Source organism: Catenulispora sp. MAP12-49, assembly GCF_041262705.1.
Classification (GTDB): Bacteria; Actinomycetota; Actinomycetes; order Streptomycetales; family Catenulisporaceae; genus Catenulispora.
Genome location: NZ_JBGCCP010000022.1, coordinates 109,646 through 132,947 on the forward strand (window position 1 = coordinate 109,646; position 23,302 = coordinate 132,947).

Genomic DNA, 23,302 nt, shown 5'->3' on the forward strand with positions numbered 1-23,302 from the left:
CGGCCCGGCCGTCAAGCCATCGAATCAGGCCCGGGTGTCCCGGCCGGCTCCGGTGTCGATGAGGATCTGTTCGGCTCCCGCCACATTGTCCGTCCGGACGGACTGGGCCATGGCGGCGCGCGCCGCCTCCGGGGTCGCGCGTGGCGGCACCACCAGCAGTGAGAAGTAGTCGCGCTCGCCTCGGGTGATCAGCACCGTGTCGTCGCCGACCGGGTACGAGTCGATGTGCACCACCCGGTCCTCGACGACCAGCCGGGTCGGAAGCTCCTCCCATGCCTGCGCATCCAGCCCGATGCGGGTGATCGGGCCGATGTGCCGGGTCAGAGCCCTGATCAGGGCAGGCAGTTCAACGGCGATGCGCCGCGACCGAGGCCACCAGGCTCCGTCCAGGATGCCGGTGCGGGCTTCGGTTGTCTCCAGCCGCACCAGAGCGGTCCCCGGCTTCACGGCGGTATAGACCGCACTCGGCAGCAGCTTGTCGACAGGGGGCCTTTCAGAGTCGGTCATCGGGGTGGAGCCCGTCTTCAGGTTCAGTGGCGCCGCGAAATGTCGCATTCGCCCCTTCTACTGTACGGCAACGACTACGATGGGCGCCGCTTCTGCCAGCGTGTCGCGATGCGGCCGTTGAGATTATGGGACGGCGTTCCGGCGCTGGAGGCGGTAGCCCTCGATATCCCGCAGTCGCAGCCGCAGCATCCGGGTACCCAGACCGGCCTCGAAGTGGGACAAGCCCGTCCGGTGCCGCCGCGGCAGCGGCCCGGTGACGATCCGCGCCGGACCGGTGAAGGTGGCGTACCAGCCGGTCTGGGTCAGCTCGTCGATGGACTCGGCCTGGTAGGTGAGCAGGCGGTCGCCCCGCAGGGTGCACTCCAGCTCGGTCGTGACGGGCGTGAGGATGACCAGCTCGCCCGGCAGGACGGCGTGGAAGCCGGGCGTGCGGCTCTGCGTCCCCGCCGTGGTGCACACGACCAGGCCGAGGCCGGTCTGGCTCACGAGGTACAGCGCCTCGATGCGCAGTAGCGGGGTGCGGCGCAGCACGGCTGGTTCGTCGGGGCCGTGGTCGGCCGTCAAAGCGCTGCGGCCGGATCGCCGATGTGCAGTCTCGGGACGCTGGTCTCACCGTGACGCCCGATGGCATATCGGAGGAAATTCTTCGAAATCTCGATGCCCGAAAAGGCGCTACCAGGTGCCATGGTCTGGAGCCTCCTTTGTCGCGACCGACTCCGGACCGAACTGGTCGAACCGCGCCGCTGTGCTGACAGTACGCCCTCCACCGCACCGCCGATCCGAAGAATTCGATCAACTACGGGCGCGGCGCGCCGCCGAGCTTCACCGGCGCTCTCCGCCAGGCGCTGGAGACCGCGCACAACGGGAGCCTCGGGCTTGGGCGATGACGGACTTGTCCTCGGCGCCCACGGCGAGAAGATCGACACTCACCTCGTCATGATGGCAGCCGTGGACCGCGGCTTGCCGGCTGTTTCCAGAGCCCGCAGCACTCTGCGATCCTTCAGCTGCTTCCGGGGCTGGAGGATGTGGGAGGGCTGCAGGTGGGCCCGTACCTGTCGAGAGGACGACGTCGCCATGCTCGGGATCCGCGTCGGCAGTAACGTGCCCCGCCAAGCAGCCGGCAGCCGGGGTGAGCCGCCCGGTCGCGAGCCCGGGTCTTCACCGGCTCACGGCAGCCCCGCAGCCCGCGCAGCCGCGGCCCGGATCTCCGCCGGACCGAGGCCGGCCATCCGAAGCGTCGCCTCCGCCACCACCGCCGGCTCGACCGGCAGCTCGGACCCGCCCAGCCGTCGCAACGGGATGACCACCTCCACCACCTGGATCAGTAGTGGCCCGAGCACCGAGGCCGGTACCGCGTTCGAACCGGGAGCCAGCTGTCCGGCCCTACCACCGAGCCGCCCGTAAACCTCCTGCAGCTCCTCCCGCAGGGCTCGGAACTCGTCGAACCGCGGGTCTCGTACCTCCGGTATCAAATACAAGCTGCCAATGTTGTGCGGCGCGCGTGCGAGCAGCTCCGTGTCCTTCGCGGCCAGCGCGTACAGCGCCGCCGCCGAGACCGCCGGGTCGGGGCCCGCCCGCTGCTCCAGGCGCCGCGCGAGCTCGGCGCTGGGGCGCACCGAGCGGTTCAACAACTCGGCGAGGATGTCGTCCTTTCCCGCGAAGTGGTAGTACAGCGACGCCTGCCGAATACCGACGGCGTCGGCGATGGCGCGCGTCGACGTGCCGCCGAAGCCCTGACCCACGAACAGCCCGGCGGCAGCGAGCAGGATCTGTTCGCGCGGCGGCAGCTCCGGCGCGGCGTCGGGAACCGCACGCGGGCGGCCCGCGCGTGACGTCTTCTCCATGATGGTCATTCTGGCGTGGCCGCCCGGTGAGCCCGCCAACTGCCGGCCGCGGTGATGTCCTCGGCGCCGTCGAGGGCTGACGGTTCACACAGGAAGCCGGGCACGAACTGACCGTCTGCGAGCTCCACCGAGCCGATCGCCATCGGTCGCGGAAGACTCGCGACGAGTTCGGCGAAGCCGGCGGCGGGAAGGGTCCAGAGCTCACCGACCACCGACGCACCTCGAATGGCACCGCTGTGGACCAGGCCCGGCTTGGCCGGGACAGTCCGGAGCGCGAACATCTGATACGCCGGGGCCGTCCGGACATCCCCGGTGAACGCACCGCCGAGCGAGACCAACTGCCGGTTGAGCGGCTGGCCGCGAAGGTGTGCCCCGAAGACAGCGATCTGGACCGGCGGCGCGGCGAAACGTGCGGCGAGCTCGGCCAGGGCCGCGTCGGAGCGCGGCGCGCCGGTGAACATGACACCGAACGGCAGTCCGTCGACGAGCCCAGCCGGGACGGCGACCGCGGCGAGGCCGAACAGGTTCGCGTAGTTCGTATACCGGCCCAGGCCACTGTTCGCGCCGACCGGATCGTCGAGCACATCGGCAAGCTCGGGGTGGCCTGTCGTGGTCGGGGTCAGCAGAGCGTCGCAGGTGTCGAAGACCCCAAGCCCTTCGGCGCCGAGCTGCTCCAGACGTTCGCGGTCGCCGAACAGGTCCGCGGCGCTCGGGGCCGCGCCGGCCAGGATGATCGCGGCGACCGTCGCATCGAGGTCCGCGTCGGGATGGTTCTCGATGAACTCGCCCACAGCCGCATAGCGTTCGGCCACAAACGCACCGCCGTAGAGCAGGTTCGCGGCTTCCAGGAGCGGAGCGATGTCGACCTCGAAGATTTCCACACCGCAGGTGCGCAGCCGGGCCACCGCCGCCGCGAACGCCTCCAGCCAGCCCTCGGCCAGGCCGGACAACTGTGCCGCGAGCGGGACGGCGATCCGCGGACGCGCGGGCAACGCCCGGGACGACGGTGCCGGGTCGCCCATCACCTCAGCGACGGCGCGCGCCAGGGTGATATCGGGGGCGAACACCGTCACGCAGTCCAGCGAACGGCAGGCCGGGACTACGCCGGACGTGGGCACCGCACCCACGGTGGGCTTGATCCCGACCACACCCTGCAGCGCGGCGGGCACCCGCCCGGAGCCGGCGGTGTCGGTGCCGAGGGCGAAGTCGGCCTCGCCGAGCGCCACGGCGACCGCCGACCCCGAGGACGAGCCGCCGGAGATCCGGGCCGGGTCCCAGGCGTTGCGGACCGCGCCGAAGGGGCTGCGCGTTCCGACCAGGCCTGTCGCGAACTGGTCGAGGTTGGTCTTGCCGATGACGATCGCGCCCGCGGCACGCAGGCGCGCGACGCATGCGGCGTCCTGGGTCGGCCGGTACGAATACGCGGCGCAGCCCGCTGTCGTGGGAAGTCCGAGAACGTCGATGTTGTCCTTGACGGCGAACACCAGGCCTGCCAGCGGCAGCCGTTCCCCCGCGACGATCCGATCATCGATCCTCGCGGCCTCGGCCAGGGCCTCGGGTTCCGGACGCAGACTGATCCAGACCTCCGGCCGGTCGGCCTGCCGGATCCGGGCGAAGGCGGCGCGGACCCGCCGGACGGCGTCATTCGAGGTCACGCCGCCACTCCGATCGCCATCAGCGCCTGCCCCGCGGCGACCTGATCGCCGGGCTGCGCATACACGCCCAGCACCCGCCCCGAGCACGGCGCCGTCACCACCGACTCCATCTTCATCGCCTCCACCGCCGCGATCCGCTCCCCCGCCGCGACCATAGATCCCGGCTCGACGTGCAGCTGCCACACCGTCGACAGGAACGGCGCGGCCACGACGACCGCACCGTCGGGCACCACGACCGCCGCTTCATCCGACGTGTTCGCGACAACCGGCTCCGTGTGCCGGTCGAACTCCCCCGAGGCGCGCCAACGCTCCTTCTCCTCCTCGAACGCCGCGCTCTGTCTCGCCCGGAACTCGGCGATCGAGTCCGTCTCACGCGTCAGGAAACGCTCGTACTCGGCGATGGAGAAGGTCCCTTCGACCGTCTCGAAGTCGCCGCGTCCGGCATCGGTCTGGGCACGCAGCTCCAGCAGCTCCTCGGCCGAGACCGGATACCACTCGATCCGATCGAAGAACCGCAGGGCCCAGGGATGCTCGCGGAACAGTCCGCCGCGGCGGAATCGGTTCCAGACCTGCACCGTCCGCCCCACGAATTGATAACCGCCGGGCCCTTCCATCCCGTAGACGCACAGGTACGCCCCGCCTATCCCGACCGAGTTCTCAGCGGTCCAGGTGCGCGCCGGGTTGTATTTCGTCGTCACCAGCCGGTGCCGCGGGTCCAGCGGCGTGGCGACCGGCGCGCCCAGGTAGACGTCACCGAGGCCCAGCACGAGGTAGGAGGCGTCGTAGACGATTCGCCGCACGTCCTCGACCGAGTCCAGGCCGTTGACCCTGCGGATGAACTCGATGTTCCAAGGCGTCCAGGGCGCGTCGTCGCGCACCCCGGCCATGTAGCGGTCGATCGCGACGCGCGTGGCCGGGTCGTCCCAGGACAATGGCAGCCGCACCGTCCGCGACGGCACTGTCAGCTCGCTGGTCGGCGGGATCGTCGCCTCCAACTCGCGCAGCAGCGCCGCCGCATCGGTCGCGCGCAGGATCCGCACGTCCGTGTGGACCTGCAAGGACCTGATCCCCGGCGTCACGTCGAGGACACCGTGCGGCGAGTGCGAGGCGAGCGCCTCTTGGAGGGCGTGAACGCGCATGCGCAACCCGATGTCGAGCATCATCGGCCCGTACTCGACGAGCACGTTGCCGTCTCCGTCGCGCCGGTAGGTCACCTCGGGGCGGCCGTCCTCGGCCGGCAGCCGTCCCAGCACGCCGTCATCCCCGTCGCCGCCGCGCCGCGGCACCGCCGTCGAGGCGCGGTTGTCGGTGAGCTGCGCCGCGTCTTCCTCCCTCACCGGAACGAACCGCACCGTATCGCCGGGCCGCAGCTGCCCGAGCTTCCACAAGTCGCCGCCGGCCACCACAGCGGGGCACACGAAGCCGCCGAGCGACGGCCCGTCCGGCCCGAGGATGATCGGTGTGTCGCCGGTGAAGTCCAGAGCGCCGACGGCGTAGGGCGTGTCGTGGATGTTCGACGGGTGCAGACCGGCATCGCCGCCGTCCTGGCGAGCCCACGCGGGCTTGGGCCCGAGCAGCCGCACGCCGGTCCGCGCGGAGTTGTGGTGCACGGTGTAGGAGGACGCGTACAAGGTCTCGATGTCCGCGCGGGTGAAGAACTCCGGCGCGGCGTGCGGTCCCTCGGTGACGGCGATCTCCCAGTCGCCGGTGAACGCCGGGCGCCGGTGCGCAGGCGTCGGCGGCCCGACCCGCATCAGCCGCTCGCCCGGCGCGAACGCCGGGTGCGGGTGGTCGGAGTCCGGTGATCCGGGACGCAGAACGTCGCCGGTCATCAGTGCCCGGCCGCCGTGGCCACCGAAACCGCCGAGCGTGAAGGTCGAGGCGCTGTCCAGATAGCGCGGTACGTCGAAACCGCCGCGCACGGCCAGGTAGACCCGCAGCCCCGGTCCGGCGACCGCGCCGACCGCCAGCTCGGACCCGGCCGCGATCTCCACCGGCTCCCACATCGGGACCGGCTCGCCGTCCAGCAGGACCTCGCAGGGCGCGCCGGTGACCGCGGCGATCGTCGCCGTCGAAAAACGCAGTGTCGGCCCCGCCGCGGTGACCTCCAGGCCCGGCGCCCCGGCCGGGTTGCCGACCGCGAGGTTGGCCTCGGCGAAGGACACCGCGTCGAAGGGTCCGCTCGGCGGAACGCCGACCGACCACAACCCGACCCGGCCCGGCAGGTCCTGGATCGTCGTCTGCAGACCCGGCAGCAGCACCTCCACACGCGGTTCGGGATCCCCTGCGATCCCGCCTTCGGCCAGCGTCGAGGTCGAATGCGTCGCCGAGCGCAGCGCCGCCTCTGCGGTCAGCGCTCTGAGCAGTCCGAGGTTGGTGACGATCCCGTCCACGCGACAGCCTTGGAGACCCTCGTGCAGCACGTCGAGTGCGTCATCCCGGGTCGGGCCGGAGGCGATCACCTTGGCGAGCATCGGGTCGTAGTGCCCCCCGACTTCCATCCCCGTCTCCAGCCAGCCGTCCACCCGCACGCCGGCCAGCGGCGGCGTGCCCCGGCCCGGGAACGCCGCCGCGGTGACCAGCCCGGAGCTGGGCTGACCGCCACGCGCCGGGTCCTCGGCGTAGACACGGGCCTCGACCGCATGGCCGCGCGGCTCGTGCGGGCCGAAGACGGAGTCGTCGAGCCCGCGGGCGCCATCACGCGCCAGACGAAGCATCAGGGCCACGAGATCGACTCCGAACACCTCCTCTGTGACCGGGTGCTCGACCTGGAGCCGGGTGTTGACCTCCAGGAACGCGGCCTCGGCCCGGATCGGGTCGTAGACGAACTCCACGGTCCCGGCCGACCGGTATCCGACGCCTGCCAGCAGGGTCCGCGCCGAGTCCTGCAGCAGGGCCCGGACATCGTCGGGCAGCGCCGGCGCGGGCGCCTCCTCGATCACCTTCTGGTGTCGGCGCTGGAGCGAGCAGTCACGGTCGCCGAACACCGCGACGCGCCCGGCGCCGTCGCCGAAGAGCTGGACCTCGACGTGCCGCGCGGGCCGGACCAGCCGTTCCAGGAACACCCCGCCCATGCCGAAGTTGGCGCCTGCCAGCCGGCTGACCCGGTCGAACGCCTCTGTGACCTCCTCACCGGTCGCGCAGGCCGCCATGCCGATCCCGCCGCCGCCCCCGGTCGCTTTGAGCATCACCGGGAACCCGATCCGCAGCGCCTCGGCGACCGCGTCGTCCGCGCAGGCCAGCAGGCCGGTCCCGGCGAGCATCGGCACCCCGGCCGCCGCCGCGAGGGCGCGCGCCGTGTGTTTGCCGCCGAAGGCCTCGATCTGCTCGGGCGTGGGGCCCACGAACACGAGTCCGGCCTCTTCGACGGACCGGGCGAACCCCGCGTTCTCGGAGAGGAAACCGTACCCGGGGTGCACGGCCGCACCGTGCCTCACGGCGAGCTCAAGGATCGCCTCGGCGCGCAGGTAACTCTCGCGCGCGGGCCCGGGACCGATCCGGACGGCTGTGTCGGCCTCGCGGACGTGCGGGGCGGCCCGGTCGGCGTCGGAGAACACCGCGACGGTCTTCAGTCCGAGCTCCCGCGCCGAGCGGATCACGCGCCGGGCGATCTCGCCGCGATTGGCGATCAAGACGGTGTCGAAGCGGGGGTTCACAGGTCCTCCTGAGCCGTCTCGGGGGAAGCGCCGACGGTGGTGACGATCATGCGTAGCGGAGTGGGGTCGAAGGCGTTGCAGGGGTTGTTCATCTGCGGGCAGTTGGACACCACGACCAGCACGTCCCGCTCGGCCCGAACCGCCACACGCTTTCCCGGCGCACTCAGGCCGTCGACGATCCCCAGTGACCCGTCCGCCTCGACCGGCACGTTCATGAACCAGTTCAGGTTGGACACCAGGTCCCGCGCTCCCAGTCCCCACTTGGCGCCCTCGGCCAGGAAGTTCTCCCGACAGGCGTGGTCGGCGGCCGCGTGATGGCCGTAGCGCAGGGTGTTGGACTCCTTCGAGCAGGCCCCGCCGATCGTGTCCTGCCGGTCGACCTCGTTGCCGACGACGGTCATCAGGGGGTTGCCGTGGTTGGACCGCAGGACCGTGCCGGTGCGGACATAGGCGTAGCCCGACCAGGTCAGCGTGTCCGGGACGCTGTAGCGCTCGGCCGGGTCGGCGGCGTCGAACAGCAGGCAGTCGGCGCTCTGGTTGCCGCCCACGTCGACGATCGTCAGCACGTGCCCGGCCGGCACGACCGCCGACCACGCGGCGCGAGGCGCTACCCGGTCGTCCCGCACCACGGCGCCGGGGACGAGCGGGCCGGACCAGTCGAGGGTGGTCACGAGCGGGACTCCCAGTCATCGAGGGTGTTGAGGTACGCGCGGGTGCGTTCGGGGCTGGCGGTGAAGGACTCGTCCCCGGGACCGGTCGGGGTGCTGCGCCATGCGTGGATTCGCAGGGGGCCGACGGTATAGCCCGGACGCGGGTCCAAAGGATGCGGGACGTTGGCGACCAGGACGGTGAGCGGGAGTTCGGCGACCAGGTCGACCGAGGTGCCGGGGCCGGCGGAGCCCTGCCACCTCAATGCGCCGTCCTCAGCGACACGGACGCCCTGGAAGAAGGAGAGCGTCGGGCCCAGGTCCCGAAGCGTCAGGCCGTGCTTCGCGGCGGCGAGCGTCAGGAGCGACTGTCCGGACGGCGTGGGCCCTTCGGGTCGGGCGTCGCCGTACTTTGCGATGTTCCACGCGTCGGACGTGGTGCCGCAGAAGGCGTCATGGTGCCGGGAGGTGTCCGCGGCCAAAGTGGCCAGAACCCTGCCGTCGCCGGAGAGCAGCGGGTGGCCGGGACCCAGGTAGGCCTGCCAGGGGATCTTGAGCGTGTCGGCGGCGTTGAGGCGTTCGTACGGCGCGTCGGTCCGGAGGAGGAAGAGGTGGGCGCAGGCATCGCCGGTGGGATCCTCCAGGCGGATGCGCGTCCCGCGGGCGACCACCCGGTGCGTGTAGGCCGCCGGCGGAACAGTCTCAGCCCAGGTCAGGGCGTCTGGTGACACCTCCGGCGGGATGTTGGGAGACGTCGCGGCGGGGACGTACGGCATGGACTTCGTGGCCGTCGCGGCGGCGGACACGGCCTGGGACCGCGCGTCGCTGCGGGCGGCGGCGACGGTGTCCGTCTGGCGAGTGGTCATGACACCGCCTCGGCCAGCGCCGCGATCACGATCCCGCCGACCGCGCGGTGCCGCCGGTGCGTCGCCGCGTAGTAGAGGCCACCGACCGCGGTGGCCCCGGCGATGAACAGGACCCCCGACCATCGCAGCCACCATGTATGCCCGGTCGTGTCGTAGACAGCGGCCCGGGGCCACAACAGGTTGACCACCATCGTGGCCTGATAGAGCACGGCCACCGCCCCGCAGGCGACGCCGAAGCGGCCCAGGCTGAAGATGGCGCGTCCCTCCTCGTCCCGCCCGTCGTCGAACCGGGCGGTCCACCCCGTCAGCCGACGCCACAGGAGCGGACCGGTCACCCCGAGATACGCCAGATACAGCATCGCGATGCACAGACTCGACAACGCCGTGAACAGCGCCGTCTGACCGATGTTCACGACCAGCGCCGCCACGGCCCCGGCTCCCACGACCAGGCTCGCCGTGACCGGCGTCCCCGTCCGCGGCGACACCTTCGCCAGCGCCCGCGAGAACGGCAGCGCGTTCTCCCGCGCCATCGAGAACACCATCCGCGACCCGGCCGTCTGGCAGGCCAGCGTGCACGCGAACACCGCTACCGCCACGGTGCACAACAGCAGCCGTCCCAGCACCGGCCCGAACCGCTCGGAGACCACCCAGGCCAACCCGCCGGAGGCCAGGCTCCCGTCGGTCAGGCTCGGCGCCGCGATCAGCCCGGCCAGGATCAGCAGCCCACCGCCGAGCCCCGACACCGCGACGGCGCGCACGATCGTCTTCGGCGTCGTGCGGCGCGGTGCCCGGGTCTCCTCGCTGAGCTCGCCGGCGGCGTCGAAGCCGACCAGCACATATGCGGCCATCAGCGCCGAAGCCAGCCACGCGAACAGGTAGGAGCCGCCAGGGGCTGCTCCGGTCGTGTGCAGTACGACAGTCGCCGACCGCTTGGGCAGAAAGAACAACAGCGCGATGAGCGCCGTCACGCCGACCAGTTCGACGACCACGCCGGCGCTGGTGACCAGGGCCATGACGCGCACCGACACGATCGTGACGACCGTCGTGACGACCAGCAGGACGCAGCCGAGCAGCACCGCGTTCTGCGCGCCGGTCGACGACGTCGGCGTGGGGTCGGCGTGCCGGCCACCGACGACCTGGAACCCGTCCCAGATGCTCGGCAGCACCGCCTGCAGGGCGACCGCCGCCACCGCGACAGTGAGGACCTGGCCCACGACCATCACCCACCCGGTGAACCAGCCGAACCCCTTCCCGGCCAGCCGCGTGGACCACTGGTAGATCGCCCCGGACACCGGCCACCACGCGGCCAACTGGGCGAAGTTCAGCGCCACGAGCATCTGGCCGGCGAAGACCAGCGGCCAGGTCCAGAAGAAGGCCGCGCCGCCGAAGCCGAAGCCCAGACCGAACAGCTGGAAGACCGTTGTCAGGATACTGACGAAGGAGAACCCCGCGGCGAAGGAGGAGAAGGAACCGACGCCGCGGCGCAGCTCCTGACGGTAGCCGAGGGCGGCGAGGCTCTCGGCCTCGGCAAGGGCGGCCGCGTCGGCGCGGCCGGACGGGAATGGGGGTTGGGCGGGTGGCGCAACGTTCTGCGGTTGGCTCATCGCGGACCTCACCGGGTTCGGAATATCTGTCGTTCGACAGGTATCGCTTACGGTGATGTCCGGTGGTCACGGCCCCGTGACACGGCTGTACATGCCGTGTTAACTCCGGTGCACACCGGGGACGCGGAGGCCGATGCACCACCGCGGCCGGCCCGCGATCTACGACCGACTCTGATCGGGGCGGCCGCCCTGACACGCGTCCTGGGTCGGGCCGAGGTTTCAGATCGGCCCGCTGCAACGCCTCGGCCTCGTGTCGTCGTGCGGGTATTTCCGTGTCCTTCGACGCCGACGACCGCCCCGACAACACAGCCTTCCGAGGACCACCATCTCCTCGCTCGTCTGCTGAAGCTGCGAGCCCGTCTCGACGTCCACGTTCGGGTTGTCCACGCCAACCAGTGCAGGCGGCTACTTGACCGGTGACGGCTCGTAGGACAGGACGTGGCCGGACGCGTCGTAGAACGTTCGGCCGATCATGGTGAACCCGTTGGCGCCGAACTCGATGATGCACACGGCGAAGGAGAACGCGCCGATACGGACCGTGGAGGCGCGGAACGTTCCGGTGCTCAGTGCGAAGTCGACGTGGTCGACACCGTTGTCCACCAGGCCGCCCAGCGCCACCCACCGCGGGGCGTTGCTCGGCAGGTTGTCGCCCATGGGCCCGTGGTCCGGGCCGGCCGGCGGGGCGGGAGCCGTGGCCGACGGCAGCGGCTGGCAGGTGGTGTTCGGGACCTTTGTCTTGTCGTCGGGGGAGCTCTGGTGCTGGATCGTGTAGCAGATGCCGAACGGGCCGGTGTGGACCTCGACGGTCGCCGGGAGGCCCTTGACGGTCGCGGTGATGGTGCCCGCGGCCACGGGCTGCGTGGGCGTCTCGTCGGGCCGGTACCACATGGCGAGCTGCGCGTCGGTGGGGCTTTGGTACGCGATCGAGTAGGCGACGATACGGCCGTCGGCGCCGTAGGCGGTGACTCGGCTGATCCCGACTCGCCGCGGCACCTCGAAGACCGCCATCGGCGTGTCCAAGATCTTCGCCGGTGTCAGGGACAGGCGTTCGCCGTCTGTCAGGTCGACATCCGCACGGGCCACATCCGGACGCAGCCGGATCCGGTACTTGACCGGCGCAGAGGTATAGGTCTGGAAGGTGGAGGCCAAATCCGCGGCTGCTCCCTGCCCCGGTGCCCCTGCGTGCAGGCAACCGAACAGGTCGCCGTCGTCGGCCGCACACCGGCCCGCCGCCACGCTGACCGACCACTTCTTGCCGTCCGCGGACCCGGAGAACACCGTACCGCCGTGCTTGTCGGCCTTCGGCGGATTCACGCTGACCGCAGCGCCCCCGCCGGCGGCCGAGCCGTCCCGCCACGGCCCCACCCCGGCCAGCACCGGCGTGGCGACGCCCGCGACGGCGACGACCGCCAACGCGGCGGTGCGGGTGGCACGGCGCCGGGCGCGCACCGCCCGCGCGCGGCCGATGACCGCCTCCACCGGGGGCGGCGGGGCCGGCAGCCGGCCGGGTTCGGCACTGATGCGGTGCTGCAGGTCTTCGATGCTCATCGTGACGTGCTCCCATCGTGAAGGTGCGGGCTCATACGGAGCTTGGCCAGGGCGCGGCTGGCCTGGCTGCGGACGGTGCCGGCCGAACAGCCGAGGATCGCAGCGGTCTGGGTCTCGGTCAGCCCGTCCCAATAGCGCAGCGCCACCACCGCCCGCTGCCGCGGCGGCAACTCCATCAGCGCCGCCACCAGCACCGATCGCTGATCCAGCTCGGCGGTGCCGTCGGAGACCGTCACCGCCTGCTCCTCCGGCGCGGCACCGGTCTCCGGCACGCGCCGTTTCCGGAACCGCGAGTGGTTCGCGTTCAGCAGGATGCGGCGCAGATACGCGTCCGGGTCGTCGGCGCGGCGCAGCCGCGGCCACGAGACCAGGGCCTTGGTGAAAGCAGTCTGCGCCAGATCCTCGGCATCGCCCCAGTCGCCGGTCAGGGCGTAGGCCAGCCGTACCAGCCACGGCCAGCGGCCCACCATGAACTCGGCGAACTCAGCCTCCCGGCTCTCCGTATCCCGCATCGATCCCCCTCGTCGCCGCTGCCTTTACCCCTCCAGACCACAACGGCGGCGCAGACCGCTGCACGCCGCGACGAAACCAGGGGCGCCCAAGCCCGGGCAGCGACGTGGGCAAACTTGACGGGTGTCCCGGGCGAACAGCGAGACGTCTTCGGTCACCTCGTACAGCGTCGCGCCGAGGGCGAACAGATCGCCTGCCGGCACATCGCGTCCGTCGAACGTTCGGGGGCCATGCAGCACAGCGTGCCGATCATGGCCCCCAGGGCGGTGTGCGTGGTGTCCGCGTGGTGCTTGGCGATCCCGAATTCGGTCAGAACCGTCGTGCCGTCCTAGGCGATCACTATGTTGGACGGCTTCACGTCGCGGTGGACGATCCCCGCAGCGTGCGCGGCCACCAGCGCGGCCAGGACCGCGGCGTCGACCTTCTCGGCCTCGCCGGGGCGCAGCGTCCGGCGGTCGCCAAGCTCGTCCAGCACAGACCGCTCGCGGTAGCGGCCTGCGATGGGCAGTCCCGAGCCGACGCCGCCATCAGCCTCCGGTTCGCTCATCTCCCCCACCCTGATGCCTCGGCGAGCCGATCCCAGGACGCCATGGCAGCCGCGGCGACCGGGTCACGGGTTCACGGTCGGCAGCGTCAGTCCTTGCCCGGTGTCCCCGCTGGTGATCGTCACCGCGGCGCCGCCCTGGCTGCCGCCGAACCGGGTGTCGTACCCGGTGATCAGCAGCTGGATCTTGTCGCCGGCCGGGAACTGGTGGGTGATCGGTGGCAGGACCACGTGGACCGGCTTGCTGACGTCGGACACGCGGAACGGCGCCGCCATGTTCTGCACCAGGTGCGGGTTGCCGTTGGCGTCGATGTCGTAGATCTTCGCGTAACAGACGACCATCCCGCCGACGCCGTACTGCGCGATGTTCGCCGCGGCGGCCGGCGCCGCCAGGCGCACGTCGACCGTCGGCTCGCCGAAGACGGTGACCGGTGCGGCCAGGGCCGGCGAGGTCCAGCCCGATACGGTGGTGACCAGGTTGCTGTCGGGCCAGATGCCGCCGCCATGGGAGCCCCAGGTGGCTACGTCGCCGAGAGTCGCGTACAGCGGCGTGCCCATGTCGTTGAACGTCTGCGAGTCGGTCGTGAGCTTCGTGGCGTCGTCAGTGAGCCGGCCGCCGCCGGACAGGTACCAGGTGTGCGGGGCCGCCGGGACCGCCGCCGTGTCGCTGGTGGCGTAGGCGGCGGTGACGGTGCTCTCCTGCGCGGCGGTGGGGGCGTCGTTTGAGACGGGCCAGTTCTGCGGCAGCAGCCAGGGCTTCAAATAGGCGAACGCCGGGCCGGTGTTTTTGCTGGTGTCGCCCTTGAGGTAGTAGTCCATCCAGTCCAGGACCCGCTTGGTCGTGTACTGATTCGTGTCCGGGTAGGTGATGTTGATGTCGCCCGAGGCCACGCCCGCGCCGTGCTCACCGGAGGACCAGATCATCTTCACCGGCGTGCCCTGCTTCTGGAGCATCTCGTAGTTGGCGATCGGCTCCTTGAGGTTGAACAGGTCGTCCTGCTCGCCGGCCAGGAGCAGGGTCGGCACCACGATCTTCGAGGAGTAGGTGGACACCGAGCGGTCGTCCAGGTCGGCGATGGTCTTCGGCGAGTCGTAGCCCTGCATGACGGTCTGGACCATATCGCCGCAGATCGGCCCGAGCGTCCGGAGGGGGCAGGCGAGGATCTGGAGGAGGTTGAGTTGGGCGGCGGACTCCATGTAGCCGTATGCGGCCAGGGCAGCCTCCCAGGACGTCTTGGCGGCCCCGGGCGTCGGCGAGACCAGGTCGGTGGGCGAGGTCGAATCGGCGTTGTTCGGGCCCAGGGAGTAGTTCAGGTTGTTCCAGGTCTCACCGGGGATGATCGTGTCGATGCGGTGGTCGACCGCCGCTGCGGCGAACGTCGTGCCGCCGCCCAGCGAGACGCCCAGCATGCCCACGCGCGGGTCGTCGGGCCTGGCGAGGCCGTCGTGGTCCACCGGGTCGTGGATGATGATGCCGGCCATCGGCGGCGCACCGGCGGCCGGGGTCGCCGGGGTGCTGTCGGTGATCGAGTTGGTCCGGACGCTGGGGACCGGGTCCCCGCCGAGGTAGTCCACGAACCTGCTGGCGATCGCGCCCTCGTAGTTCTGACTGGCGGTGTCGGTGCCGCAGTCCGACGACATGCTCCCGATGTTCGTGTAGTTCACGACCGCGTAGCCGTTTCCGGCGAACCACTGGGCCAGCTTCTCGAACATGCCCTTGTCCGCGCCGAAGCCGTGGGCCAGGATCATCGCCGGGACCGGGTGGCTCGTGGTGGCGTCGTCGGGGATGTAGACGCTGGCGTTGATGGTGCAGGTTTTCGCCGGGGTCCCGATCGTCATCGGGAAGTTCGCGCCGTACTGGTGGTAGGTGCCGAGCGTGTCCGCCGACGCGGCGGGCGCCGCCGTCAGCGCGGGCAGAAGCGCGAACAGGGTCGCCGCGGCCACGCCGGCGGCCAGGGCGGATCTTCTCTTGGTGCGCACGAGTGCTCCTTCCAGGGGTGGGACTTTCAGGTCTCAGTCGTGCAGGTACTGCCGGAGTGTCTTCGCGGTCAGGGCGAAGACGGCGTCCACCACCTCCTCCGGGGCGATCGAGTGCGCCATCACGAACTCGTGGAGCTCGACCGGGACTCCGGCCTCCTTCAGCCGCGCCGCGTAACGACGGCTGTCGTCGCGCAAGGCGTCCTCGGTCCCCACGAACAACGCGGTCGGCGGCATGCCGGCCAGGTCCTCGGCCAGCAGCGGCGACACCCGCGGGTCGCTCGGCTCCACGCGGCCCTGCAGGTAGATGTCGCGCACGAGCGGCGCGATCATCGCGAACACCGGGTCCGTGGCCAGCGACTCCGAGCCGCCGGTCAGGTCCAGCGGCGCGGCCTGCAACACCTGGACCCGCACCTGCGGGCCCCCGGACAGGTGCGTCTGGAGCACCGCCGAGGCGGCCAGGTTGCCGCCGGAGCTCATGCCCAGGACCGCCAGCCGGTCGCCGGCGATGCCCAGGCCGTCGGGGTCGGCCGCCAGCCACCGCAACCCGGCCAGCACGTCGTCGGTCTGATGCGGCCACGGGTACTCCGGCGCGAGCCGGTGGTCCAGGTTGACCACGATCACCCCGGCGTCCACGCAAGTGCGGCGGCACGTGATGTCGTTGGCGTCGAAGTTAACCGCGCCCCCTGCGAGCCACCACGCGCCGCCGTGCAGGACCATGACGGCCGGGAACGGCCCCGGGCCCTCGGGGCGGTAGGCGCGCGCCGTGACCGTTCCGCCGCCGGGGACCGGGACCTGGTGGAACGTGACGGAGCCGACCGCTACCCGCTCCCGGTCGTCGTACCCCGACAGCCGGTTGCCCTCCAGGGCGGCGATGTCGTGCTGGGCCCGGACCCGGGCCACGGCGGCGAGCCAGTCCTTCTCGGTCTGGCCCTCGGCCGGGACCACCGGCGGCAGCGGCGGCAGCGGCGGCAGCGGCGGCGGAGCCTGGCCGGCCGGGAACCGGTCGGCCATCTCCCGCAGCGCCGCCGACTTCTCAGAGTGATGATCCATAGCGCGGAATCTCCTTCGCTGTGCTCGGTTTTCGGGCATGACGGCATCACCGGTCGGCGCCGGTGCGGCGGGGCGGTCAGATCAGCGGGGCTGCCGGACCACCAGGGCTGTCAGATCAGAGGGCTGTTGGATCAGAGGGCTGTTGGATCAGAGGGCTGTCAGATCAGCAACTCGGCGGTTCACGGTGCACCGGTCACGTTGTCTCGCCCTCGACGAATTCCGGCGCCAGCTTGACGTGCTGCACCGGCTGCGGCTCCCCGGACAGCTGCTCCAGCAGCAGCCGGGCCGCCACCCGGCCGGTCTGGGCGAACGGCTGCCGCATGGTGGTCAGCCCGAGTGCGCGAGCCAGGTCCAGCCCGTCGTAACCGGTGATCGCGACCTGCTCGGGCACCTTGACCCCGGCCCGGCGCAGACCGGCCAGCAACCCGCCGGCGACGGCGTCGTGCCCCGCGACGACAGCGCGCGGCAGCGCCGGCAGCCGCAGCAGATCGTCGGCGGCCTCCAGGCCGCCCTGCAGATCGTCCTCGGTGATCAGCCACGAGGACTGCGCGGGCGACAGGCCCCGGTCCGTCAGCGCCCTCATCATGCCGTCGAACCGGGTCTGCCCGGACGGGTGCCGCATGGCCGGCGGCGGAGAGGAGGACACGTAGGCGAAGGAGGCGTACCCCCGGTCCAGCAGGTGCCGGGCCAACAGATAGCCGCCCAGTTCGTCGTCCACGTTGACACTGGAGAACTCCGGATGAAAGGCGTCGACCAGCACCGTGGCCAGCTTGCGCCGCCGCACCCGCGCCGCCGCCTGCTCGTCCATCCCCACGCCCATCAGCAGCAGGCCGTCCAGCCGGCCCGACGCGGGCAGCGCGCCGAGCCACGGAGACACGCTCTCGGTGTGCGGGTCCTCGTCGAAGACGACCACGTCGATGCTCTGGGTCCGGCACGCTTCGAGCACCCCCGACAACCGCATCAGATAGGACGGGTACGCGGTGAACGGCGCGAGCACCCCGATCCGGCCGATCCCCTTGCGGGCCTTGGAGACCGCGTCCGCCTTGGGCGTGAAGTCGAGTTCGTCCACCACCGCCAGGATCCGCTCGCGGGTCGCCGGGCTCACCTTTTCCGGCCGGTTGAGTGCGTGCGAGACCGTGGCGATGGACACTCCGGCGCGCGCGGCCACCTCGTAGATGGTGACGCGTTCGGCCGGGGTGCGCGGGCCGCCCAGGACGCGGCGGGGCTCGGGCTCAGGCGCGGGCTCGGGCTCGGGCTCGGGCTCCGGCGAGGTCTTGTCTGTCACTGTGACTCCGGGTGTCGTGCGGTCGGGCCGGGGACCGGGGCCGACGGGTTGATCCTGAGCGGGTCGGCGCCGCCCGCCGCGATGTCGTCGTAACGATGGCAGGCCACTGCGACATCCGAGGGCCGTATCCGCAGTTCCGGCCGTTCGGTCCGGCAGCGCTCGACCGCCAGGTGGCACCGTCCGGCGAAGGCGCAGCCCACCGTCGCCGGGGCGATCGCCGGCAGCCGGTCCGCCTGCCGGCCCGCCCGGCGCTCGGCCTGCGCGAACGGGTCCGGCACGGGCGCCGCGGCCAGCAGGGTCCTGGTGTACGGGTGGCCGGGGTTGTCGCCGAGGATGTGTGCCGGGCCCGACTCCACGACGCGCCCCGCGTACAGCACCACGATCTCGTCGCTGAGGTAGCGCACGATCGCCAGGTCGTGGGAGATGAACAGGTAGCCCAGGCCGTGCCGTTCCCTGAGCCGGACGAGCAGGTTCAGCACCTGCGCCTGGACCGACAGGTCCAGGGCGCTCACCGCCTCGTCGCAGACCACGAACGAGGGCTCCATCGCCAGCGCCCGGGCGATGGCCAGGCGCTGGCGCTGGCCGCCGGAGAACTGCCCGGGGTAGCGGTCGAGCGCTGATTCGGGCAGCCCCACCTCCTGCAGCGCCGTCGCCAGTCGGGCGCGGGTCCGGGCCGCGTCCAGGCCCACATTGTGGCGCAGTGCCTCGCCGAGCGTCGCACCGACCGTGCGCGCCGGGTTCATCGAGCCGTACGGGTCCTGGAAGACGATCTGCATACTCCGGGCCAGCTTGCGGCGCTCGGCGCGGTCCGCGCCGGTGATGTCCGCACCGTCGAAGCGGATCGTGCCGCCGGCCGTCGGGACCAGCCCGAACAGCGCGGCGCCGATCGAGGACTTCCCCGAGCCGGACTCGCCGACCACGCCGACGGTGCGGCCGCGGCCGACGGTGAAGGAGACGCCGTCCACCGCGGTCACCGCTGTCCGGCGGCCAGGGCCGGGGTAACGGACCGTCAGATCGCTGATTTCGACCAGCGGGACGTCAGCGCACGTCGACATGGCGGCTCCCGGCAAGCGGTGCGGATGCGGATGCGGATGCGACGACGACCTGGTCGGCGTGCAGGCAGCGCGACCCGCGCTGCCCGCCGACGGGTTCCAGCTGCACCGGCGCGTTCCGGCACTGCGCCGTGACCAGCGGGCAGCGGTCGGCGAACCGGCAGCCGTGCGGCCAGTCCCCCGGCGCCGGGATGGAGCCCTCGATGACGGGGATCGGCCGGCCGGGTACCGCGTGGTTCGGATTCGACGCGAGCAGGCCGGCGGTATAGGGGTGGCGCGGCGCGGCCACCAGTTCGGCCACCGCCGCCGTCTCCATGACCTGTCCGGCGTACATCACCACGGCACGTTCGCAGAAGTCGGCGAGCACGCCCCAGTCGTGGGTGACGAGGACGACCGCCATGCCGGAGGAGCGCAGGGTGCGCAGGACGTCGAGAATCTCGGCCTGCACGGTCACGTCCAAAGCGGTCGTGGGCTCGTCGGCGATGATCAGGTCGGGTTCGCCGGCCAGTGCCGCGGCGATGCCCGCGCGTTGGGCCATGCCGCCGGACAGCTGATGCGGATAGCTGCGTGCGACGCGCTCCGGATCCGGCAGCCGCACCAGCCGCAGAAGGTCCACGGCGCGGTCGTGGGCCGCACGACGCGTACCGCCATGATGCGTGCGCACCACCTCGGCGAGCTGCGATCCGATGGTGAACGACGGATCGAGGCCGGCCAAGGGATCCTGGGCTATCAGCCCTATGCGGCGTCCGCGCAACGCGTGCCGTGCCTCCGATTCCGCCACGCCCGCTTCGAAGACGGTGCGGCCGTCGAAGCCGATGCGGCCGGCCGTGACGTGGCCGCCGCCGCGCAGCAGGCCCAGGATCGCTGCCGCCGCGACGCTCTTGCCACTCCCGGACTCCCCGACGATGCCGAGCGCTTCGCCGCGCCCGACATGGAAGTCCACGCCGCTCACCACCTCGACGTCCCGGCCGCCGATCGGGAACGCGATCCGCAGACCGCTGGCTTCGAGCAGCGCGTCCCCGCGCGGCTCCGCCGACGCGCCGGTCGCGATGGCGGTCTCGACGGCGGCCTCGACGGCGGCCTGGACCGCTGGACCGCTGTCCGGCCCGGTGTCCTGATCCTGGTCCTGCGGCGGCACCTCGGCGAGGTCCGGAGCCAGGTACTCGGCCACCGAGTCCCGCACTCCGTCACCGATCAGCGCCAGCGCCATGATGAAGCAGAAGATGAGCGTCCCGGACGGGATCAGCAGCCACGGCCGGGTGCCGACGTTCTGCGACGCCTCCCACACCAGACCACCCCACGTCGCACCGCTGGAACCCAGGTTGAGGAACCCCAGCCCGGTCTCGAGCCCTACCGCCGCGGCCCCGAACAGCGACGCCTGCACGATGATCGTCCCGCTCACCCGGGGCAGCACGTGCCGGCGCAGGATCACGGCGTCGCCGAGGCCGTTCGCCAGCGCGGCCCGCACGTACAACTCGCCGCGCACCCCCGCCGTCGCGGCGCGCACCACGCGCGCCAGACCCGGCGCCCCGAGCAGACCGAGCGCCACCATGGCGGCCGGCTCGTCGCCCGGCAGCACCGTCAGCACCACGAGCAGCAGGATGCCGCCCGGCAGCGCGAACACGGTGTCCGCGACGTACACCACCACCCGGTCCACCCAGCCGCCGCGGTACCCGGCGAGCATCCCGGCCGGGACGCCGACCGCGAGGAAGACGGCGAGACTGATCACCACCGACAGCAGGGTGGTCCGGCCGCCGTACATCATCCGGCTCAGCTCGTCCTTGCCCAGCGCCCCGGCACCCAGCGGATGTGCCCACGACGGGCCGCTGAGCGAGGCCGCAAGGTCCTGGTCGTCCGGTCCGTGCGGAGCCAGCAGCCCCGCGAACACCGCCGCGAACACGGTGACGGCGACGAACCCCGCCGCCGCCATCGGCAGCGGCTTGCGCCGGAAGCGCGCGGCGACCCCGCGCCGGCCCGGGGCGCTCACGTGCGCACCTTCGGATCCACCGCGCGGTGCAGCATCTCCACCAGCAGCGTGACGATGACGACGATCACGGTGAACAGCACGGCGACACCCTGAATCTCGGGGATGTCATGGGCCTGCGTCGCGCTGACCGCGAGTCCGCCGAGCCCCGGGAGGACGAACACGTACTCGGCGAGCACCGTGCCGCCGAGCATGCCGACGATCATCAGGCCCAGGACCGTGACGATCGGTCCCGCGGCGTTGCGCAGCACGTGCTTGCCGATGATGGAGCGCTCCGACACGCCACGCGCCCGCAGCATCACCACGTAGTCCCGCTGGAGCTGGTTGCGCACGCCGTCGCGCGTCTGCTTGGCGACGGCGGCGCTGCTGGTCAGTCCGAGTGCCGACACGGGAAGTACCAGCGAGGACAGCCACCGCGACGGCGAGTCGCCGAACGCCACGTAGCCGGTGGCCGGGAAGATCCGCCAGTGCACCGCGAACACCAGGACCAGGAGCTCGGCGAGCCAGAAGCTCGGCACAGCCGCACCGGCCATCGCCGCCACGTCGACCAGCCGGCCCAGGACGCCGGCGCGCAGCGCGCCGGCGACCCCGAGCCAGATTCCGACCGCGGCGGCGACCAGCACCGAGCCCGCCATCAGGACCAGGGTGACCGGAAGCCGGGCGCTCAGGTCGTCCCACACCTGTGAGCCGGAGGCGACCGACGTGCCCAGGTTCCCGTGCAGGGCCGCGACCAGCCAGGACCAGTACTGGTCCCCCAGCGGCCGGTCCAAGCCGAGCCGGTGGTGCAGCTCGGCGACCGCGGCCGGGTCGGCGGACGGGCCCAGGATCGTGCGCGCCGCGTCGCCGGGGACCAGGCTTCCCAGGAAGAACGTGAGCAGGGAAACGCCGAGCACCAGCGGGACCGCGGTGAACAGCCAGCGCGTCAGCAGGATCCTCATGAGGCCGGGTGCCAATCCAGGGCGCTGGAGATCGCCGTCGCCGGATCGACCTCGACCCCGGCGACGGCGGAGGTGGAGTAGTAGAAGACCGGGGCGTCGACGACCGGGGCGAACCAGGCGTTGTCGACCAGCCAGTCCTCCATCTTCACCGCCAGGGCGGTCCGGTCGGCCGGGGCCGCCGTGAGGAAGTCGTCGTACATGCCCTGCAACGCGGGGTCGGTGCTGGCGAACCCGTTGAACAGGTTGGCCGTGGGCAGGAACAGCATGTTCGCCATCTGGTACATCGGCAGCGAGCCGAAGCCCACGGCGACCGCCGGGTACTTCCTGCCAGTCGAGCCGCCGGTATAGGACTGCGCGTCGGAGACGTAGGTGCACTTCAGGTGGATGCCGACCTTCTCCAGCATCGGGACCAGCGCCTCGGTCAGCAGGTCGAGCCCTGAGAAGTGGACCGACAGCACCGGCAGGTCGAAGCCGTCGGCGTAGCCGGCCTCGGCGAGCAGCGCCTTGGCCTTGGCCGGATCGTAGGTGTAGCGGGTCGCCGCCGCGACGGAGTAGCCGTCCGAGCCCTTCGCGGCCGGCTGATCGGTGGGCACTCCGTACTCCCCGAGCGTCGCCTGGTTCAGGGCGTCGCGGTTGATCGCGTAGTTGATCGCCTGACGCACCCGCACGTCGCCGAGCGCTTTGGTGACCGTCCCGCCCCGGTCTATCAGGTTCAGGCCCATCCAGATGTCGGAGTGCCACGCTACGTTCAGGCCGGCGGCCTTGGCCGTCCTGACGGTGCTGAAGTCGCCGTTGGCGACCTGCACCTGGCCGGTACGCAGCGCGTTCACCGTCGCCTGCGGGTCGGTGATGACCTTCAGCACGACCTTCTTGTAATGCTGGCGGGCGTCCTTGGCGTAGTAGTTCGGGTTGGCCGTATAGGTGTAGTGGTCCCCGGCCAGCGACGCCTGGGGATCGTAGGTGTACGGGCCGGCGCCGGCGCTCGGCGCGCTCACGGTCAGTCCGGCGACGTTCGCCAGGCCCTTCGGGCTGATCACCTCGCCGATCGCGCTGGTCTGGCTGAACAGATCCGGCAGCCCCGGATCGGGGGCCGAGAACGAGACCTTGACGTGCTCCCCGTCGATCACGTCCACCGAGCTGATCCCGGACAGCGCCTTCATCTGGTTCACGCTCTTGGTCCGCGCGTAGTCCAGGTACTGCTTCACCGCGTCGGCGTCGACGGGGGTCCCGTCGCTGAACGTCGCGCCGGCCTGCAGGGTGAAGGTGATCGCGGTGTTCCCGGGAGCCACGTCCCACTTCGAGGCGAGCGCCGGCTGGAGCGCACCCTTGGAATCCACGTAGACCAACGGGTCGTAGGCGAGCGCGGTGTAGGTGAGGAACGCGCCGTTGACGTCGGTCGGGTTCATCCCCGTGGCGGGCGCCTGCATGGCGATGGTGAGAGTGTCGCCGACCTTGGAGCCGCCGGCCGTGCCGCCCGCGGTCGCCTTCCCGGACTGCGGATCGGTACACGCGCCGGCTCCCAGTGCGGTGGCGAGGAGCAGGACCACTGCGGCTGAACTTCGCTTGTTCATGCGCGGACCTCCTGTAGGAAAAAGCGCTTTGATTCACCGGAAGACGTGGAAGGCGGGGCGT

Annotated in this window: 18 protein-coding genes; all 18 read right to left on the reverse strand. The window is 71.4% G+C overall.

Annotated elements, in window-relative coordinates:
* Nucleotides 1–24 precede the first annotated feature (24 nt).
* Nucleotides 25–507, reverse strand: a complete 483-nt coding sequence (locus ABIA35_RS32530) for a DUF5994 family protein (RefSeq protein WP_370360540.1) — start codon at nt 505–507, stop codon at nt 25–27.
* Between the two features lie 123 nt (nt 508–630).
* Nucleotides 631–1,038 (reverse strand): hypothetical protein, encoded by a 408-nt coding sequence (locus tag ABIA35_RS32535; RefSeq protein WP_370360484.1) that lies wholly within the window; start codon nt 1,036–1,038, stop codon nt 631–633.
* Nucleotides 1,039–1,673: 635 nt separating this feature from the next.
* Complete coding sequence (locus ABIA35_RS32540; RefSeq protein WP_370360486.1) at nt 1,674–2,351, reverse strand: TetR/AcrR family transcriptional regulator; 678 nt, start codon at nt 2,349–2,351, stop codon at nt 1,674–1,676.
* Nucleotides 2,352–2,356: 5 nt separating this feature from the next.
* Nucleotides 2,357–4,006 (reverse strand): allophanate hydrolase, encoded by a 1,650-nt coding sequence (locus tag ABIA35_RS32545; protein ID WP_370360487.1) that lies wholly within the window; start codon nt 4,004–4,006, stop codon nt 2,357–2,359.
* Nucleotides 4,003–7,662 (reverse strand): urea carboxylase, encoded by a 3,660-nt coding sequence (uca, locus tag ABIA35_RS32550; protein WP_370360488.1) that lies wholly within the window; start codon nt 7,660–7,662, stop codon nt 4,003–4,005. Before uca ends, ABIA35_RS32545 begins: the two co-directional genes overlap by 4 nt.
* Nucleotides 7,659–8,333 carry an urea amidolyase associated protein UAAP2 gene (locus ABIA35_RS32555; RefSeq protein ID WP_370360489.1) on the reverse strand — a complete coding sequence of 225 codons (675 nt, stop codon included), beginning with the start codon at nt 8,331–8,333 and terminating at the stop codon, nt 7,659–7,661. Before ABIA35_RS32555 ends, uca begins: the two co-directional genes overlap by 4 nt.
* The gene (locus ABIA35_RS32560) at nt 8,330–9,175 is read right to left on the reverse strand and encodes an urea amidolyase associated protein UAAP1 (RefSeq protein WP_370360490.1); all 846 of its coding nucleotides are present in this window, start codon (nt 9,173–9,175) and stop codon (nt 8,330–8,332) included. Before ABIA35_RS32560 ends, ABIA35_RS32555 begins: the two co-directional genes overlap by 4 nt.
* The gene (locus tag ABIA35_RS32565; RefSeq protein ID WP_370360491.1) at nt 9,172–10,779 is read right to left on the reverse strand and encodes an amino acid permease; all 1,608 of its coding nucleotides are present in this window, start codon (nt 10,777–10,779) and stop codon (nt 9,172–9,174) included. Before ABIA35_RS32565 ends, ABIA35_RS32560 begins: the two co-directional genes overlap by 4 nt.
* A gap of 405 nt (nt 10,780–11,184) precedes the next feature.
* Nucleotides 11,185–12,327, reverse strand: coding sequence for a hypothetical protein (locus tag ABIA35_RS32570; protein WP_370360492.1), 1,143 nt, complete (start codon nt 12,325–12,327; stop codon nt 11,185–11,187).
* Entirely contained in the window at nt 12,324–12,839 is a 516-nt protein-coding gene (locus ABIA35_RS32575) for a SigE family RNA polymerase sigma factor (protein ID WP_370360493.1), read from the reverse strand. The genes ABIA35_RS32570 and ABIA35_RS32575 overlap by 4 nt, the downstream gene beginning before the upstream one ends.
* Before the next feature lie 326 nt (nt 12,840–13,165).
* Nucleotides 13,166–13,384, reverse strand: a complete 219-nt coding sequence (locus tag ABIA35_RS32580) for a hypothetical protein (RefSeq protein WP_370360494.1) — start codon at nt 13,382–13,384, stop codon at nt 13,166–13,168.
* 63 nt (nt 13,385–13,447) lie between these two features.
* Complete coding sequence (locus ABIA35_RS32585) at nt 13,448–15,361, reverse strand: CocE/NonD family hydrolase (protein WP_370360495.1); 1,914 nt, start codon at nt 15,359–15,361, stop codon at nt 13,448–13,450.
* 33 nt (nt 15,362–15,394) lie between these two features.
* A complete protein-coding gene (locus tag ABIA35_RS32590; protein WP_370360496.1) occupies nt 15,395–16,411 on the reverse strand; it encodes an alpha/beta hydrolase in 1,017 nt (338 codons plus the stop codon).
* Between the two features lie 193 nt (nt 16,412–16,604).
* Nucleotides 16,605–17,696, reverse strand: coding sequence for a LacI family DNA-binding transcriptional regulator (locus tag ABIA35_RS32595; protein ID WP_370360497.1), 1,092 nt, complete (start codon nt 17,694–17,696; stop codon nt 16,605–16,607).
* A complete protein-coding gene (locus ABIA35_RS32600) occupies nt 17,693–18,751 on the reverse strand; it encodes an oligopeptide/dipeptide ABC transporter ATP-binding protein (RefSeq protein ID WP_370360499.1) in 1,059 nt (352 codons plus the stop codon). Before ABIA35_RS32600 ends, ABIA35_RS32595 begins: the two co-directional genes overlap by 4 nt.
* Nucleotides 18,735–20,735: a dipeptide/oligopeptide/nickel ABC transporter permease/ATP-binding protein gene (locus tag ABIA35_RS32605; RefSeq protein WP_370360500.1), complete on the reverse strand. Its 2,001-nt coding sequence runs from the start codon at nt 20,733–20,735 to the stop codon at nt 18,735–18,737. The genes ABIA35_RS32600 and ABIA35_RS32605 overlap by 17 nt, the downstream gene beginning before the upstream one ends.
* Nucleotides 20,732–21,670 (reverse strand): ABC transporter permease, encoded by a 939-nt coding sequence (locus ABIA35_RS32610; protein WP_370360501.1) that lies wholly within the window; start codon nt 21,668–21,670, stop codon nt 20,732–20,734. Before ABIA35_RS32610 ends, ABIA35_RS32605 begins: the two co-directional genes overlap by 4 nt.
* Nucleotides 21,667–23,241, reverse strand: coding sequence for an ABC transporter substrate-binding protein (locus ABIA35_RS32615; RefSeq protein ID WP_370360502.1), 1,575 nt, complete (start codon nt 23,239–23,241; stop codon nt 21,667–21,669). The genes ABIA35_RS32610 and ABIA35_RS32615 overlap by 4 nt, the downstream gene beginning before the upstream one ends.
* Nucleotides 23,242–23,302: the final 61 nt, after the last annotated feature.

Coding starts and splice junctions, on each gene's coding strand:
- ABIA35_RS32530 (WP_370360540.1), bottom strand. CDS start 507: ATGACCGACTCTGAAAGGCCCCCTGTCGACAAGCTGCTGCCGAGTGCG.
- ABIA35_RS32540 (WP_370360486.1), bottom strand. CDS start 2,351: ATGGAGAAGACGTCACGCGCGGGCCGCCCGCGTGCGGTTCCCGACGCC.
- ABIA35_RS32560 (WP_370360490.1), bottom strand. CDS start 9,175: ATGACCACTCGCCAGACGGACACCGTCGCCGCCGCCCGCAGCGACGCG.
- ABIA35_RS32565 (WP_370360491.1), bottom strand. CDS start 10,779: ATGAGCCAACCGCAGAACGTTGCGCCACCCGCCCAACCCCCATTCCCG.
- ABIA35_RS32570 (WP_370360492.1), bottom strand. CDS start 12,327: ATGAGCATCGAAGACCTGCAGCACCGCATCAGTGCCGAACCCGGCCGG.
- ABIA35_RS32575 (WP_370360493.1), bottom strand. CDS start 12,839: ATGCGGGATACGGAGAGCCGGGAGGCTGAGTTCGCCGAGTTCATGGTG.
- ABIA35_RS32580 (WP_370360494.1), bottom strand. CDS start 13,384: ATGAGCGAACCGGAGGCTGATGGCGGCGTCGGCTCGGGACTGCCCATC.
- ABIA35_RS32590 (WP_370360496.1), bottom strand. CDS start 16,411: ATGGATCATCACTCTGAGAAGTCGGCGGCGCTGCGGGAGATGGCCGAC.
- ABIA35_RS32600 (WP_370360499.1), bottom strand. CDS start 18,751: ATGTCGACGTGCGCTGACGTCCCGCTGGTCGAAATCAGCGATCTGACG.
- ABIA35_RS32610 (WP_370360501.1), bottom strand. CDS start 21,670: ATGAGGATCCTGCTGACGCGCTGGCTGTTCACCGCGGTCCCGCTGGTG.
- ABIA35_RS32615 (WP_370360502.1), bottom strand. CDS start 23,241: ATGAACAAGCGAAGTTCAGCCGCAGTGGTCCTGCTCCTCGCCACCGCA.